Annotated in this window: 12 protein-coding genes; 6 read left to right on the top strand and 6 right to left on the bottom strand. The window is 66.0% G+C overall.

The genetic code is table 11. The features are described 5' to 3' along the window. Window positions 1–9: 9 nt before the first annotated feature. The gene (locus tag AC5P9P_RS02195; RefSeq protein WP_495232585.1) at window positions 10–2,232 is read right to left on the bottom strand and encodes a methyl-accepting chemotaxis protein; all 2,223 of its coding nucleotides are present in this window, start codon (window positions 2,230–2,232) and stop codon (window positions 10–12) included. A gap of 280 nt (window positions 2,233–2,512) precedes the next feature. Between AC5P9P_RS02195 and AC5P9P_RS02190 the strand changes: the two genes are divergently transcribed. Further along, window positions 2,513–2,872, top strand: coding sequence for a barstar family protein (locus tag AC5P9P_RS02190; protein WP_033834496.1), 360 nt, complete (start codon window positions 2,513–2,515; stop codon window positions 2,870–2,872). A 29-nt stretch (window positions 2,873–2,901) separates the two neighbouring features. Here the strand turns inward: AC5P9P_RS02190 and AC5P9P_RS02185 are convergent, their stop codons facing one another. Beyond that, window positions 2,902–3,894 carry a glycosyltransferase gene (locus AC5P9P_RS02185; RefSeq protein WP_049404756.1) on the bottom strand — a complete coding sequence of 331 codons (993 nt, stop codon included), beginning with the start codon at window positions 3,892–3,894 and terminating at the stop codon, window positions 2,902–2,904. Next, complete coding sequence (locus AC5P9P_RS02180) at window positions 3,894–5,171, bottom strand: O-antigen ligase family protein (protein ID WP_033834494.1); 1,278 nt, start codon at window positions 5,169–5,171, stop codon at window positions 3,894–3,896. Before AC5P9P_RS02180 ends, AC5P9P_RS02185 begins: the two co-directional genes overlap by 1 nt. Before the next feature lie 226 nt (window positions 5,172–5,397). Here AC5P9P_RS02180 and mutS point away from each other — a divergent pair, with 226 nt between their 5' ends. From mutS to AC5P9P_RS02160, 4 genes are all read left to right on the top strand, one after another. Continuing rightward, complete coding sequence (gene mutS / locus AC5P9P_RS02175; RefSeq protein WP_425524972.1) at window positions 5,398–8,067, top strand: DNA mismatch repair protein MutS; 2,670 nt, start codon at window positions 5,398–5,400, stop codon at window positions 8,065–8,067. A gap of 199 nt (window positions 8,068–8,266) precedes the next feature. Continuing rightward, complete coding sequence (locus AC5P9P_RS02170; RefSeq protein WP_033833382.1) at window positions 8,267–10,024, top strand: hypothetical protein; 1,758 nt, start codon at window positions 8,267–8,269, stop codon at window positions 10,022–10,024. A gap of 180 nt (window positions 10,025–10,204) precedes the next feature. Then, entirely contained in the window at window positions 10,205–11,848 is a 1,644-nt protein-coding gene (locus tag AC5P9P_RS02165) for a catalase (RefSeq protein WP_005408605.1), read from the top strand. A gap of 108 nt (window positions 11,849–11,956) precedes the next feature. After that, a complete protein-coding gene (locus AC5P9P_RS02160; protein WP_005408604.1) occupies window positions 11,957–12,559 on the top strand; it encodes a DUF937 domain-containing protein in 603 nt (200 codons plus the stop codon). 38 nt (window positions 12,560–12,597) lie between these two features. On the opposite strand, the gene AC5P9P_RS02155 is transcribed toward AC5P9P_RS02160, so the two are convergent. Together AC5P9P_RS02155 and AC5P9P_RS02150 are read right to left on the bottom strand one after the other, a co-directional pair. Next, the gene (locus AC5P9P_RS02155) at window positions 12,598–13,005 is read right to left on the bottom strand and encodes an RNA-binding S4 domain-containing protein (RefSeq protein WP_005408603.1); all 408 of its coding nucleotides are present in this window, start codon (window positions 13,003–13,005) and stop codon (window positions 12,598–12,600) included. Window positions 13,006–13,014: 9 nt separating this feature from the next. After that, window positions 13,015–13,254, bottom strand: a complete 240-nt coding sequence (locus tag AC5P9P_RS02150) for a hypothetical protein (protein WP_005408602.1) — start codon at window positions 13,252–13,254, stop codon at window positions 13,015–13,017. A gap of 62 nt (window positions 13,255–13,316) precedes the next feature. Here AC5P9P_RS02150 and AC5P9P_RS02145 point away from each other — a divergent pair, with 62 nt between their 5' ends. Further along, entirely contained in the window at window positions 13,317–14,777 is a 1,461-nt protein-coding gene (locus AC5P9P_RS02145) for an MATE family efflux transporter (protein ID WP_033833380.1), read from the top strand. A gap of 65 nt (window positions 14,778–14,842) precedes the next feature. Here the strand turns inward: AC5P9P_RS02145 and AC5P9P_RS02140 are convergent, their stop codons facing one another. Further along, window positions 14,843–15,250 carry a DUF1801 domain-containing protein gene (locus tag AC5P9P_RS02140; protein ID WP_033833379.1) on the bottom strand — a complete coding sequence of 136 codons (408 nt, stop codon included), beginning with the start codon at window positions 15,248–15,250 and terminating at the stop codon, window positions 14,843–14,845. Between the last annotated feature and the right edge of the window lie 7 nt (window positions 15,251–15,257).

The raw sequence follows: 15,257 nt of genomic DNA, 5'->3' as shown, positions 1-15,257 counted from the left end.
GGCCCTCTGCTAGAACTCTTCCCAACCGCCCGCATTGGCGGCCAGCGTCGGTTCCATCCGCGGCGGCAGCACCGCCGGCCGGCGTACCGGTGCAACCGATGCCGCCACGGCTACCAGCGCCGGGCGGACCGCTGCGGCGGCGGTCACCGCCCCCGTGCGGAACACCGAAACTGCTTCGGCCAACAGGTTGGCCTGCTCCTCCATGGAGCGTGCCGCCGCGCTGGCTTCTTCCACCAGCGCCGCATTCTGCTGCGTGGTCTCGTCCATCTGCACCACCGCCTGGTTCACCTGTTCGATACCCGAGCTCTGCTCCTGCGAGGCGGCAGAGATATCTGCCATGATGTCGGTCACGCGCTGCACCGAGGCCACGATCTCGCCCATCGTGGTGCCGGCCTGACGAACCAGCGCCGATCCATCGGCGACCTTGCCGACCGAATCCTCGATCAGGCCCTTGATCTCCTTGGCCGCACCGGCCGAGCGCTGCGCCAGCGTGCGCACCTCACTGGCCACCACCGCAAAGCCCCTCCCCTGCTCGCCGGCACGCGCAGCTTCCACCGCCGCGTTCAAGGCCAGGATGTTGGTCTGGAACGCGATGCCGTCGATGACACTGATGATCTCGGCGATCTTCTTCGACGAGGCTTCGATGGCCGACATGGTGGTGACCACCTGGCCGACCACCTCGCCGCCCTGTGAGGCGACGCCATGCGCACCGATGGCAAGCTGGTTGGCCTGGCGTGCGTGCTCGGCGTTCTGTTTCACGGTGGAGGTCAGTTCCTCCATCGACGCAGCCGTCTCTTCCAGGTTCGCCGCCTGCTGCTCGGTGCGCCGCGACAGATCGGTGTTGCCCGAAGCGATCTCGCCTGCCGCCAGGTTGATGCTGGACGCGCTGGACTGGATACGGCCGACAATCTGCTTGAGCTGATCGACGGTGGCGTTGCAGTCATCACGCATGCGGGCGAACACGCCGTGGAAGTCGCCCTGCATGCGTACAGTGAGGTCACCGCGCGAGATCGCCTGCAGCAGGGTCGACACCTGCACCAGGTTCTCGTCGGTGGTCTGCATCAGGCGATTGAGCCCGGCCACCATGTCGCGGAAATCATAGGCGAAGCGATCTTCATCGCCGCGCAGGCTGAAGTCGCCGGCGGCTGCGGCCGTCGCCAGCCGGCGGATCTCACCGTTGATCGCCGACAGGCTGGTCTTGGTTTCGTCCATGGCCTGGGTGATTGCGGCCTTCTCGCCCGGCAACGGATCCATGTCCACTGACAGATCACCGCGGGCGTAATGCTTCATTACTTCGATCAGCCGGTTCTGCACCTGCACATGCGAGCCGACCAGCGCATTGGTCTCGTGCACCATGCGCCCGTAGTCGCCAGGAAAAGCACTCTCGTCCATGCGATAGCTGAGGCTGCCCGCGTCGTGCTGGCGGGCCAGTTCACCCTGCGCCGCCATGACCGACTGCAACTGCGCCTGCATGCGCTGCATCGACCTGAGCAGCTGCGTCACCTCATCGTTGCCGGACGCGTCGATGCTGTTGTCCATCCGCCCGTTGGCGATGCCGTCGGCCAGCTTCACCGCACCTTCCAGCGGGCGGGTCAGGCTGCGGGTGATGGCCCACGCGGCCAGCGAGCCCAGTACCAGGCTCAACGCGCCGAACACGATCGACAACGTGCCGGTCCAGGATTCGGTTGAACGGTATTCCTCGCGACTGCGCTCGGTCAGTGTCTCCTGATGCCGCAGCAGGGTCGAGATCGCCTCATTCCATGCGGTGGCCAAGCCGTGCTCGGCGAGCAGTTCCTTGGCCGCGCCGTCGAAATCACCGGCCTTCATGCGCTCGTGCAGATGCTGGGTGGAGGCGTCGGTGGCCTTGCGTGCCGCGTCGATTTTCGCCACCAGGGCATCACCAGTGGCGTCGCGTGGAATCTTGATGTACTTGGCCCAGATACCGTCGTAGGTCTGCGACAGCTCCTGCGCCTTCTGATAATCCTTGTCGAAATCCTCACCGCGCTTGATCACCATCAGCCGGCGATGCATCAGCACCGCGTTGTTGGTATCCAGCATGTCGTTCAACAGCCGCATCTTCACCATGTTGACGTCCACCACTTTCTCGAACTGGGCGGACTTCAGGTGGTTTCCGTACAGCACGAGGCCAACGATGGCCACGATGAACAGCAGCAGAAAACCGAACCCGGCACCCAGCCGGGATCCCACTCGGAGGTTGCGTAAGGCGAGCATCTCAATTCCCTTGATCATGGCCGTATGAAGGGTGACGGCGCAGCGGAGGGAAACTTTACGGGACTTTATATATGGACCGATCCAAATATATGGAACTGTGCAGGCAGTCAGAAAATGCAGCGACCAATAATGGCGCCACATCATTACCGAATGCCACTGACACGCCAGCGCCCGATGAAAATTACACAAATTGACACCATAATCACGCCTACCCCATCCAAGGCGGCCCGGATTATCTGCGCCGGACACAACCGTCGCCCGGGCGGGCTACAGTCTGCAGATGACACGGATCCCACACATCGAAGGCGCGTCCATCAACGACATCATGGCCAACGAAGACTGGCAGCTGGGCGCAAGCCTGGACGCGCTTGATGACCCGCTGCACGGCAGCTACGGCGCGCTCGCCGGTCATGCCGCCACCACGATGGTGTGGCGTGACATCGCCCACGGCCGCGAGGCACTGGGCCGCGAGACCACGCGCGCCTGGCTGCGGTCCAAACTCGATCAGGACGGCAGGTTCAACGGTCCGGTCATCCAGCCTCAGTTGACGGCACTGTCGATTGGCCAGGGACAGGCCTACTTCGAGATCGTCATGGAGATCTTCGGCAGCCATCCGCAGATCACCCTGGTGCCAGGCTGAGCACTCTGCAGCAACCAGCCCCCATCAGCTCAAAGCTTGGCCAGGGCCTCGCCCAGACGGCGTGGGAACGCCACTTCGCTGGCCAAGTGCCATGCGCGTGCATTGGCGCCCAGCCGGGTCCACTCGGCCTCATCCATCGCCAGCGCACGCTCGACGGCCTGTTCCAGCGCCTTCTCATCCACATGCCAGGTTCTGGACAGATGGCAGGGCTCGCCCTCGTGCGCGGCGACCAGGATACCGCGGCTGTCGTCGATCATCTGGTTCATCGGCGCGCCGTCGCAGGTGATCACCACCGCGCCGCAGCTCATCGCTTCCACCAGGTAATGGCCCCAGCCTTCGGTCTGCGACAGGCACAGGTGAAACGCATGTTCGTTCTGCAGGCGCTGCACCTCCTGGTCGGGCAGCCGCTCGCGGACGATCCGCAGGTTCGCGGCCCCGCCCTCATCTTCGTCCGAAGGGCCGCCGCGCAGGATGGTCAGCAAGGGCCACTCAGGGTGCCGCTTCCAGACATTGACGAGTGCAGCCGTCCCCTTCATGCGACTGGTACCGGCCGCATGCAGGAAGCTGCGCGGTCTGCGCGGCACCGCTGGGTCGTAGCGGTCACGGCTGCAGAAACCGACTTCCAGCGCGCGCATGCCCAGTGCGTTGAAGATGCGCGTGGCTTCTTCGGTCTTGGTCAACAACGCATCGAACCGCGGCAGGATCCGCAGGCTGCGTGCGGACACCCATTCCGGATTCGGAATCAACAGATTGACCTCGGCCAGTCCAAAGCTTGCCGGCCGGACATGCTCCAGCGAGATGTTGATGTCGAACCGGGCCGGCGTGCGCCCCAAGCTGAGCCACGAGGCCAGCAGCCTGCGCAGGCGCATCCCGCGCAGTTTCCAGGCACCACCATTGCGCACCGCGTCCAGACGGCTGACCGTCACCGTGTGCCCGAGCTGCTGCAATGAGCGCTCGATCACCTGGATGTCATGGGACAGGCCACGCTGGTTGTCGGCGGCCAGTAGATGGATATGCGCCATCAGGACGGACTCCCTGGCCGATGCAGATTACGCGCCGGCAAGGCGGTCGCCATCATGAAGCCCAGCACCAGGTAGAAATAGAACGAATGCGGCATCGCCCGGTAGAACACGTTGTCCGTGAACGCCGAAAGCGCATAGACGATGACCACGGCAAGTCCGGCGATGGCGATCGTCGCGGTGATGTCGTCGGCGTGGCCGAGGCGCCGCACGAAATGAATGCCGGGCAGGATGAAGACCAGCAGCATGATCAGCAGCAACGGCACGCCACCGGTCACCGCCGCTTCCAGGTACTCGTTATGCGGGTGGTTGTAGCGGAAGATCGACTCGGACACCTCGCCGCGGGCGATGCCCTCACGTGCATAGGTACCGAACTGGTTCAGGCCCACCCCCGCCACGGGATGCTCGGCGAAGGCGTCGACCGCCACGCCCCACATGGCGATGCGCTCGCGGACCGAGCCGACCTCCTTTTCCTGGTTGAAGCCGGAGATCTCGCCACTGACCTCACCGAAGCGCTGGATCACCTCGTGGTTCAGCACCGAGGTGGCGCCGACCACGCCGATGGCCAAGGCACCGACGAAGACCAGTGCCCCCCGCCAGCGCCGGGTTCGCCGGACGTGCACCACAATCACCATCAGCATGGCGGGAATGAACGCCAGGATCGGCCCGCGACTCTGCGCCAGGATCGAACCGTAGACGCCGACGGCGATGGCCACGCCGTGCAGCCAGCGTTCGGCCGGATGCACATTGGGCTGGATCAACCGGATGACCGAGAACAACGCCATGCACAGCGTCACCATGGTGAACTCGATGGCCGTCCATTCGCCGCCACTGAAACCGTGCGCGCGTTCAAGACCCATCACGTGGTGCTGCACGATGCACGACCCGCCGAAGACCAGGGTGGAAACGGCGAAGATCTTCCAGATCAGGCGCCAGTCCAGCGCAGTGGCGAACACAGCAGCGGTACCCAGGTAGAGCAGTGTCTGCGCCGGCAGATCCAGCTCGTTCCAGCGCAGCCCGTGCCAGAGGATGCTGTAGAAGGCATAGGCCAGGCGCAGGAAGCAGACGATCACGATGAACCGGGCGATGCGGTAGCGCAGGCGGACATCGGGCTGGCGGCGAATCAGAACCACGCCGGTGACCAGCAGGGCCAGCAGCAGCACCGCCTTCAGCAAGGTGTAGGGTGCGGAGCCGGCAAGCGGAACGATGGCGACCAGGATGCTCAGCAGGACGGTACGCCAAGTGTAACGAGGTTCGGCGGCCATGCAGGCTGCAGTCATGCTTGTTCTTTCCATCAACGCCCGCCCGGGGACAAGTCGCCCCGTTTTCCATGGAGGCCGCTTGGCGGAGATCGCCGGGGCTGACACTACCGTGGGACCCTGGGGAAATCAACCAAAGTGCCGGGGCAGGGGCGCAGGCGTTGGCACACGGACAGCCTCCAGGCCCAGCGCGGGTGCCGCGGATCATCGACCGCCCCAGGTCGCTACACTAATGACCTCTCCGGCCATGCCTGCGCGTGGTCACGCCCCGACGCCCTGCCCAAGACGCGAAACGCCCCAAGTGACTGATACAAAAGACAACACCAGCAACGCCAAGGCGTCCAAGGATCACACCCCGCTGATGAAGCAGTTCTTCGCAGCCAAGTCCGACTACCCGGACCTGCTGCTGTTCTTCCGCATGGGCGACTTCTACGAGCTGTTCTACGACGACGCGCGCAAGGCCGCGCGGCTGCTCGACATCACCCTGACCCAGCGTGGCAGCTCCGGCGGCGCGCCGATCCCGATGGCCGGCGTGCCGGTGCATGCCTACGAAGGCTACCTGGCACGGCTGGTGGCGCTGGGCGAGTCGGTGGCGATCTGCGAGCAGATCGGCGACCCGGCACTCGCCAAGGGCCTGGTCGAACGCAAGGTGGTGCGCATCGTCACCCCCGGCACGGTCACCGACGAAGCGCTGCTGGACGAGCGCCGCGACACCCTGCTGATGGCGCTGTCGCGCAGCAAGCAGGGCTACGGCCTGGCCTGGGCCGACCTGGCCGGTGGTCGCTTCCTGGTCAACGAGGTGGAAACCGACGACGCCCTGGAAGCCGAGCTGGCACGGCTGGAGCCGGCCGAGCTGCTGGTGCCCGACGAGGAGAACTGGCCGGAGTTCCTGCGCCAGCGCACCGGCGTGCGCCGCCGTGCGCCGTGGCTGTTCGACGCGGACAGCGGCCGCCGCCAGCTGCTGAACTTCTTCAAGCTGCACGATCTGAGCGGCTTCGGTATCGATGACAAGCCCCGTGCCACCGCCGCCGCCGGCGCCCTGCTCGGGTATGTCGAGGAAACCCAGAAGCAGCGCCTGCCGCACCTGACTTCGATCGCGATGGAAACCGCCGGCGAGGCGATCGCGATGAACGCCGCCACCCGCCGCCACCTGGAATTGGACACGCGTGTCGACGGTGATACCCGCAATACCCTGCTGGGCGTGCTCGACAGCACGGTGACACCCATGGGTGGGCGCCTGCTGCGCCGCTGGCTGCACCGCCCGCTGCGCCTGCGCGAGGTGCTGGTGCAGCGCCACCACGCGGTGGAAACCCTGATCGATCGCGGTGCGGACGCCGACATCCGCGAGCAGTTCCGCCGCCTCGGCGATCTGGAACGCATCCTCACCCGCGTCGCGCTGCGCTCGGCGCGCCCGCGCGATTTCTCAACCCTGCGTGACGGCCTGGGCCTGCTGCCGGCGGTGCGCGAAGTGCTGGCCCCGCTGGACTCGCCGCGCCTGCAGGCCCTGCATGCGGCGCTGGGCGAACACGACGCGTGCGCGCAGCTGCTGGCCAGCGCCATCGCCGAGATGCCGCCGCTGAAGCTGAGCGACGGCGGCGTGCTGGCCGATGGCTTCGATGAAGAGCTGGACGAGCTGCGCCGGCTGTCCACCCATGCCGACCAGTTCCTGGTCGACCTGGAACTGCGCGAGCGCGAGAGCAGCGGTATTCCCACCCTGAAGGTGGGCTACAACCGCGTCCACGGCTACTACATCGAAATCAGCAAGGGCCAGTCCGATCGTGCGCCGGTGCACTACACCCGCCGGCAGACGCTGACCAATGCCGAGCGCTACATCACCGAAGAACTGAAGGCATTCGAGGACAAGGTGCTGTCCGCGCGCGACCGTTCGCTGTCGCGCGAGAAGTACCTGTACGAGCAGCTGCTGGACACCCTTGGCGGGGAGCTGGAACCGCTGAAGCAGTGTGCCGCTGCGCTGAGCGAACTGGACGTGCTGGCCGCCTTCGCCGAACGCGCGCAGGCGCTGGACTGGGCGCGCCCGGAGCTGCAGGCCGAGCCGTGCCTGAAGATCGAACGCGGCCGCCATCCAGTAGTCGAAGCGGTACGCGAACAGCCGTTCGAACCCAATGACCTGGACCTGTATCCGGACCGTCGCATGCTGGTCATCACCGGCCCGAACATGGGCGGTAAATCGACCTACATGCGGCAGAACGCGCTGATCGTGCTGCTGGCCCACATCGGCAGCTTCGTGCCGGCCAGCCGGGCGGTGATCGGCCCGATCGACCGCATCCTGACCCGCATCGGCGCCGGCGACGACCTCGCCCGCGGGCAGTCGACCTTCATGGTCGAGATGGCCGAGACCAGCTACATCCTGCACCACGCCACCGCCCATTCGCTGGTGCTGATGGACGAGATCGGCCGTGGCACCTCCACCTACGATGGCCTGGCGCTGGCCGACGCGGTGGCCCGCCACCTGGCCTACCAGAACCGCTGCTACACGCTGTTCGCCACCCACTACTTCGAGCTGACCGCGCTGGCCGACGAACAGCATGAGGGCGGCCGCAGCGGCATCGCCAACGTGCACCTGGACGCGGTCGAGCACGGCGAAGCGCTGGTGTTCATGCACGCAGTGAAGGACGGCCCGGCCAACCGCAGCTTTGGCCTGCAGGTGGCCGCACTGGCCGGCCTGCCGCGCGCCACCGTGGCGCAGGCACGGCGTCGCCTGGCCGAGCTGGAACAGCGCGGCGCTGAAAGCCACGCCGCCGAGCTGGCGCCGCAGGCGCTGGATGCCCCGCAGCAGTTCGGGCTGTTCGCGGTACCGTCCAGCAAGGCGCAGGAAGCGCTGGCGGCGATCGATCCGGACGAACTGACGCCGAAGCAGGCGCTGGAAGCGCTGTACCGGCTGAAGGCACTGCTGTAAGTGCGCCTGGCCAGGGGGCACCATGCCCCCCTGGAAGCCACCGCGGAGAATCCTGCATACTCGGCCACGCAGACCGCCACAGGGGAGCTGGGGCGCCGTTCCGCACAGTCACTGAAACTGCGATCCCAGCGGCATGCAATGGGGCCGGGCAACATGCCGCGGCATCGAAGCGAGGGGATTCGATCACGAGGGAACGAACATGCGGCGTACGGTTCTAGCGTTGTTGCTGGTGTGTGGCGTGGCCGATGCACAGGAATTCGTAAGCAGCGAGCGTACCTACGACGAACGCCTGCGGGGTGCGCGGGTCGCGGCGCTCGGCGATGATCTGTTTGGTGATTCCCTAAACAGGAAGGATGGCACGCTGCAGTTCTCGCAGACCGATGTCGTGGTGCCGACCAGCAGTGGAATGCGGGTCGCATTCACCCGCACAACGCCGAAGCAGAAACAGGGACTGGATCGCGCTGCCGCCCCGCTGGGGGCGTCCTGGGAGATCGATGCCCCCTACATGATGGGCTCCTACGATCAACGCCGGGGCTGGAACGCGGCGGGCGGCGGCCGCTGCAGCGGCAGCAACCTGTCCCCGACCGAGTGGGTGGGCCCGTCACCGGACTTCAACACCCGGGTCATCCCGAAGCACACCTATTGGAGCGGCATCTTCATCAACCTCCCTGCGGTCGGTTATGAATCCCTGTTGCTGAAGGAAGCAGGGGCAAGCCTGCCCCAGGATGGGGCAACCTACATTGGTACCTCGGCCAGCCAGTGGCGCGTCAGCTGCCTGCCAGCCATCAGGAATGGAACCGGCGAAGGTTTTGTGGTGCGGACCACCGATGGCACCCGTTACTTCTTCGATTGGATGGCGGTCCGCGACCAGCACGACGTGCTGGCCAACGAGTACTATCGTGATGGCAATGGCAATGGCACATCGCAGCCCTACCTGCTGGTTCCGGTCGTCGATGTCTTCCTCTACGCGACACGTGTCGAGGACCGCCACGGCAACTGGGTCAGTTACAGCTACGACGGTGCCAACCCGACCCGCCTGCTGGCGATCATTTCCAATGACGGAGCCCGGATCGATATCGACTATGACGCGCAGGGCAAGATCGGCGCCGTCCGGGCCGGGGATCGCACCTGGCGTTACAACTACGTCGACAGCTACTGGGGGCGCACGCTCAACGAAGTCGTACTTCCCGACCAGTCGCGCTGGACCTTCTCCACCGACCGCCATGTGGGCGCCATGCCGTGGACGATGGTGCCCCCCGTCCTGAATCCAGGCTTCTACATGAATTCCTGCGCGCAGAATGCAACGGGATTCCGCTCGGAAGATGCCGGCGACCCGGCCTTCAACGATGTGATCACCATGCGCCATCCCAGCGGTGCACAAGGGGTGTTCTCGCTTCGCCAGTTGATCCACGGATCGGACAATACGCCTGGCAGCTGCGGCATCATCGGCACTAGTTCCTCCAACTTCGGGTTTGGCTCATTCGGCATTCCCAATGCCTACATGGCCAAGTCGCTGGTATCCAAGACCCTGTCCGGGCCCGGCATCCAGCCCGCCTCCTGGACGTACACATACTCACCACACTGGTCATTCACCGGTGGCTGCACCTCCAACTGCGTTTCAACAACCTGGGAAAACCGGCCCGACGGCGTGCAGGCCGAGTATGTCTTCGGCAACGACTACACCGCCAACATCGGCGACCTGCAGATCGAGCGCCTTCGCCGTGCCGGCCTGGTGGTACAGGAAACCCGGTATGTGAAGGCAGGCGCATCGGGGCCCTACCCCGCACGCTATGGAACGCAACTGGCGCCACGCGGGAATCCGCTGACCACCCAGATCCGGCCGATGCAGGACACCCAGCTGCGCCGGGACGGGATGCTTCATCGTCGTTATGTGGATGCATTCGACGGCCTAGCACGCCCGGTGCGCATCGTCGAATCGAGCACTGCTGGCCCATGATCGGAGCGTGTCGGGACGCGAGCCGCCGGGCGACCGGAACAAGGCCCCGGCAATGAATTCCCAACAATCGATAGACAGAAGCTATAGAAGTGAATGATTCATTCGATTATTCATTTCATCTGGCCATAGCTAAAGTCGAGTGAAGATGTTCCACCCCGTCTTCACCCGCAGGAGCCAGCCATGAGCCAGTCCGATAACAACAGCCCCAAGTGCCCGTATCACACCGCGCCGTCGCCGGCGGAAGGCGCCCAGCAGCAGCGTGAACTGAGCACCACGCCCAAGCAGAAGCACGGCGATGATCCGGTCACGCCGATGACAACGGCCTTCGGCGCACCGGTGGTGGACAACCAGAACAGCAAGACCGCCGGCCCACGTGGCCCGCTGCTGATGGAAGACGTCTGGCTGCTGGAGAAGCTGGCCAACCTCAACCGCGAGATCATTCCCGAGCGCCGCATGCACGCCAAGGGCTCGGGCGCGTTCGGTACTTTCACCGTCACCCACGACATCAGCAAGTACACCCGCGCCAAGCTGTTCGAGAAGGTCGGCAAGCAGACCGAGATGTTCGCGCGCTTCACCACGGTGGCCGGCGAGCGTGGCGCCGCCGACGCCGAGCGTGACATCCGCGGCTTCGCGCTGAAGTTCTACACCGAAGAAGGCAACTGGGACCTGGTCGGCAACAACACGCCGGTGTTCTTCCTGCGCGACCCGCGCAAGTTCGCCGACCTCAACAAGGCCGTGAAACGCGACCCGCATACCAACCTGCGCAGCGCGCGCAACAACTGGGACTTCTGGACGTTGCTGCCCGAAGCCCTGCTGCAGGTGACCGTGGTGATGAGCGACCGCGGCATCCCGCGCAGCTTCCGCCACATGCACGGCTTCGGCTCGCACACCTACAGCTTCACCAACGCCGACAGCGAGCGCTTCTGGGTGAAATTCCACTTCGTCAGCCAGCAGGGCATCGAATCGCTGACCGACGCGCAGGCGCAGATCCTGGTCGGCCATGACCGCGAAAGCCACGGCCGCGACCTGTTCGCCGCAATCGAGAAGGGCGACTTCCCGAAGTGGAAGCTGTTCATCCAGGTCATGCCCGAGCTGGAGGCGGAAACCTACCGCATCCATCCGTTCGACCTGACCAAGGTGTGGCCGAAGAGCGACTACCCGCTGATCGAAGTGGGCCAGTTCGAACTCAACCGCAACCCGGTCAACTGGTACCAGGACGTCGAGCAGTCCGCGTTCGCACCGAGCAACCTGGTGCCCGGCATCGGCCCGTCGCCGGACAAGATGCTGCAGGCACGCCTGTTCGCCTATTCCGATGCGCAGCGCTACCGCTTGGGCGTGAACCACCACCAGATTCCGGTGAACGCCGCACGCTGCCCGGTGCACAGCAACCACCGCGACGGTGCGATGCGCGTGGACGGCAACTACGGCGGCCTGCCGCACTACGAGCCGAACAGCTACGGCCAGTGGCAGGAACAGCCGCAGTACCGCGAGCCGCCGATGAAGATCCGCGGTGACGCCGACTTCTGGAATTTCCGTGAGGACGACGCCGACTACTTCAGCCAGCCCGGTGCGCTGTTCCGCAGCTACAACCAGGCACAGAAGGACCGCCTGTTCGCCAACACCGCCCGCGCCCTGGGCGATGCGCCGGACTTCATCAAGCAGCGCCACATCGACAACTGCAGCAAGGCCGACCCGGCCTATGGCGCTGGCGTTGCCGCAGCGCTGAAGGCGCTGGCCAGCCAGCCGTCGGATCCGTTCAAGCCGGCGCAGCCGGAAGCGGACTTCCCCACCGCGACCCCGGGCGCCGAAGACATCGAGCTCTGATCGCCCTGCCCCGTGAACAGCACGCCGCCTCCCCTTGAGGCGGCGTCGCCGTTTTAACGGTCCGCGTCGTACCTTCTGCACGCCCCACCCCAATCAAGGATTCCGCAGATGAGCCTCACCGACGAACTTCTCGCCAAACTGCAGGGCGCACCGCTGCAGCAGGTGTCGCAGCAGCTCGGCATCAGCGACACCCAGGCTTCCGGTGCGATCAGTGCCGCGCTGCCGGTGCTGATGGGCGCGCTGGGCAACAACGCCTCGCAGCCGCAGGGCGCGCAGGCGCTGCTCGGCGCGCTGCAGAACAACCACAGTGGGCTGGACCTGGGCAGCGTGCTCGGTTCGGTACTGGGCGGCGGTGGCGGTGGTGCCGCCAGCGACGGCGCCGGCATCCTCGGCCACATCTTCGGCGGCAACCAGCAGAAGGTGGAAACCGGCCTGGCCCAGGCCACCCAGCTCGACAGTGGCCGCACCAGCCAGCTGCTGCAGATCCTCGCACCGATCGTGATGGCTTTCCTCGCCCAGCGCCTCGGTGGCGGCCAGGCCGACGCCGGCTCGCTCAGCCAGGCCCTCGGTCAGGAAAAGCAGCAGGTGCAGCAGCAGGGCGGTCTTGCCGGCGGCCTGCTCGGCAGCCTGCTGGACCAGGATGGTGACGGCCAGCTCGGCGTGGGCGATCTGCTGAAGATCGGCGGCAGCCTGCTGGGCGGCAAGCGCTGAGCCAAGGGGGCGCCGGATCCGGTCTGGCGCCCTGCTGCTTACAACGCGTCGATATCGCCGAGCGCGCGGATCAACCGCCGTGCGCGCTTGTCCGGCTTGTGCTCCGGCGGCTGGAAACCATCGCGCGCCGCGATGCGCAACGCGCGCTGTTCGGCACGGCGCGCCTTCGAGGCCTCACTCTCGGCATACAACTGCTGCGCCGTCGGCGCCGGCCCGCGCTGGTCGCTCAGGCCCAGCACCTGGATCTCGAAATGCTCTTCGCCGCGGTCGACCTGCAGCTGCTCACCGACGCGCACTGCGCGTGAGGATTTCGGGCGCTGCCCGGCGACGCTGACCTTGCCGGTCTCGATGGCCTGCTTGGCCAGGCTGCGGGTCTTGAAGAAACGGGCCGCCCACAGCCAGATGTCCAGGCGGACACTGGGCGACAGCGGGGAAAGCTCGGTCATCGGCAGGGACTACTCCGTTCGCTTGTTCAGGGGACGCGGGTTGTCGGGGTCGGTGCGGCAGCCACTGCCCCCGATCAGGGTGGGAACGCCGGCGGAAAGATCCTGGCGCTGGCTGCCGACCAGGCACTCGGGGCGGTCGGTTGGCCGCACCTGGGTATCGCCCAGCCGGTCACCTGTCGAACATGCGGCCAGCGCGGCGCCGATCAAGGCCAGCGCCAGCCTTCGCTTCACCTGCAGTCGTTGACGCATTGCCACATCCCGCAAACCGGCTTGGTGCTAGTGTGCGCCTCCCGGGATTCGATCACCACTCCATGGCCAAAGCGCCGCTTGACCTGACCTCCGGCCCGATCGGCCGCAATCTCCTGTTGTTTTCCCTGCCGATCCTGGCCGGCAACATCGCGCAGTCGCTGAACGGTTCGGTGAATGCGGTCTGGGTCGGGCGCTTCCTCGGCGAGGCGGCACTGACCGCCACCGCGAACGCCAACAACATCATGTTCTTCCTGATCGGCTCGGTGTTCGGCTTCGGCATGGCCTCGACCATCCTGATCGGCCAGGCGATCGGCGCGCGCGACATCGCGCAGGCGCGGCGCGTGGTCGGCACCAGCGCTACCTTCTTCATCGGCCTGTCGGTGATCATCGCCATCGCCGGCTGGTTCATGGCCCATCCGCTGCTGGCGGCGATGGGCACGCCGGCCGCCTCGCTGCCATTGGCCGAGGCCTACCTGCAGATCATCTTCCTGGCGATGCCGACGCTGTATGCGTTCGCCTTCCTCACCGCCGCGCTGCGCGGTGCCGGTGACTCGCGCACGCCGTTCCGTTTCCTGATGGTGTCGGTGGCACTGGACATCGTGCTGAACCCGGTTCTGATCTTCGGCATGGGGCCGTTCCCCGCGCTGGGCATCGCCGGCTCGGCCTGGGCCACGCTCGTCGCGCAGACGCTGTCGCTGGCCGGCCTGCTGCTGTACATGCGGCACAAGCGCCACACGTTGTGGCTGGGCCGCGCCGACATGCGCCTGTTCAAGCTCGACCTGACCATCCTGAAAGCGCTGGTGCTCAAGGGCGTGCCGATGGGCCTGCAGATGGTGCTGATCTCGCTGTCGGTGATCCTGCTGATGACCATGGTCAACCAGTACGGCACCGACACCGCCGCCGGTTACGGCGCTTCCCTGCAGCTGTGGAACTACCTGCAGATGCCGGCGATGGCGATCGGCGCGGCGTGCTCTTCGATGGCGGCGCAGAACGTCGGTGCACAGCGCTGGGACCGCGTACGCGGCACCGCACGCCAGGGCGTGCTGTTCAATTTCCTGCTGACCGGCGCGCTGATCCTGCCGCTGGTCCTGTTCGATCGCCAGCTGCTGGCCCTGTTCCTGCCGCCGGCCAGCCAGGCGCTGGACATTGCCCGTCACCTCAACCACGTGGTGATCGGCTCGTTCCTGTTCTTCGGCGTCAGCTTCGTGATCTCCGGCGTGGTGCGCTCCACCGGCGCGGTGATCCCGCCGCTGCTGATCCTGGCCGGTTCGCTGTGGGGCGTGCGCGTGCCGTTCGCCGAGCTGCTGCAGCCGTATTGGGGCGCCGATGCGATCTGGTGGAGTTTCCCGGTCAGCTCGCTGGCGTCGATGCTGCTGTCGTTGGCGTACTACCGCTGGGGCGGCTGGCGCAAGGCGAAGATGATGGGCAAGCCCTCGCACGCCGAGGAACTGGCCACGCCGTCGGAAATTCCGGCCTGCCCGCCGTCGCCGGTGGCCGACCCGGATGCCGCACCGATGCGGTAGTGCCGGCCGCTGGCAACCTCAAGCCTCTCCAGCAGCATCGCGGCACAGCCGGCCAGCAGCCGGCTCTACCGCTTCTTCTTCGCCGCGTTGAACATGGCCGCCGCGCGCATCAGCGCCTTGAACGCGGCGGCATCCGGCATCGCGCCTTCATGGATATTGATCGCGCGCCGCGTGTTGCCCTCCAGGCTGGCGTTGAACAGGCCTTTGGGGTCGGCCAGCGCCGCGCCATTGGCAAACGTCAGCTTCACCGCCTGCTTGTAGGTCTCGCCGGTGCACAGGATGCCGTTGTGCTCCCACACCGGTGTACCCCGCCATTTCCAGGTTTCCTGCACGTCGGGCAGCGCCTCATGGATCAACGCACGCACGCGTGCCAGCGCTTCGCCACGCCAGTCGCCCAGTTCGGCGATGCGCGCATCGATCAGTTCGGCGGCCGGGGTTCCGGCATCGGCCGGGTTGGGTGCATGCGTGGCCATCAGCGGC

Source organism: Stenotrophomonas sp. YJH_SMC_14-1 (assembly GCF_059372275.1).
This window is presented reverse-complemented; position numbering and strand designations above follow the sequence as displayed.

Coding starts and splice junctions, on each gene's coding strand:
- AC5P9P_RS02145 (WP_033833380.1), top strand. CDS start 13,317: ATGGCCAAAGCGCCGCTTGACCTGACCTCCGGCCCGATCGGCCGCAAT.
- mutS (WP_425524972.1), top strand. CDS start 5,398: ATGCCTGCGCGTGGTCACGCCCCGACGCCCTGCCCAAGACGCGAAACG.
- AC5P9P_RS02170 (WP_033833382.1), top strand. CDS start 8,267: ATGCGGCGTACGGTTCTAGCGTTGTTGCTGGTGTGTGGCGTGGCCGAT.
- AC5P9P_RS02185 (WP_049404756.1), bottom strand. CDS start 3,894: ATGGCGCATATCCATCTACTGGCCGCCGACAACCAGCGTGGCCTGTCC.
- AC5P9P_RS02180 (WP_033834494.1), bottom strand. CDS start 5,171: ATGACTGCAGCCTGCATGGCCGCCGAACCTCGTTACACTTGGCGTACC.
- AC5P9P_RS02150 (WP_005408602.1), bottom strand. CDS start 13,254: ATGCGTCAACGACTGCAGGTGAAGCGAAGGCTGGCGCTGGCCTTGATC.
- AC5P9P_RS02155 (WP_005408603.1), bottom strand. CDS start 13,005: ATGACCGAGCTTTCCCCGCTGTCGCCCAGTGTCCGCCTGGACATCTGG.
- AC5P9P_RS02160 (WP_005408604.1), top strand. CDS start 11,957: ATGAGCCTCACCGACGAACTTCTCGCCAAACTGCAGGGCGCACCGCTG.
- AC5P9P_RS02165 (WP_005408605.1), top strand. CDS start 10,205: ATGAGCCAGTCCGATAACAACAGCCCCAAGTGCCCGTATCACACCGCG.
- AC5P9P_RS02195 (WP_495232585.1), bottom strand. CDS start 2,232: ATGCTCGCCTTACGCAACCTCCGAGTGGGATCCCGGCTGGGTGCCGGG.
- AC5P9P_RS02140 (WP_033833379.1), bottom strand. CDS start 15,250: ATGGCCACGCATGCACCCAACCCGGCCGATGCCGGAACCCCGGCCGCC.
- AC5P9P_RS02190 (WP_033834496.1), top strand. CDS start 2,513: ATGACACGGATCCCACACATCGAAGGCGCGTCCATCAACGACATCATG.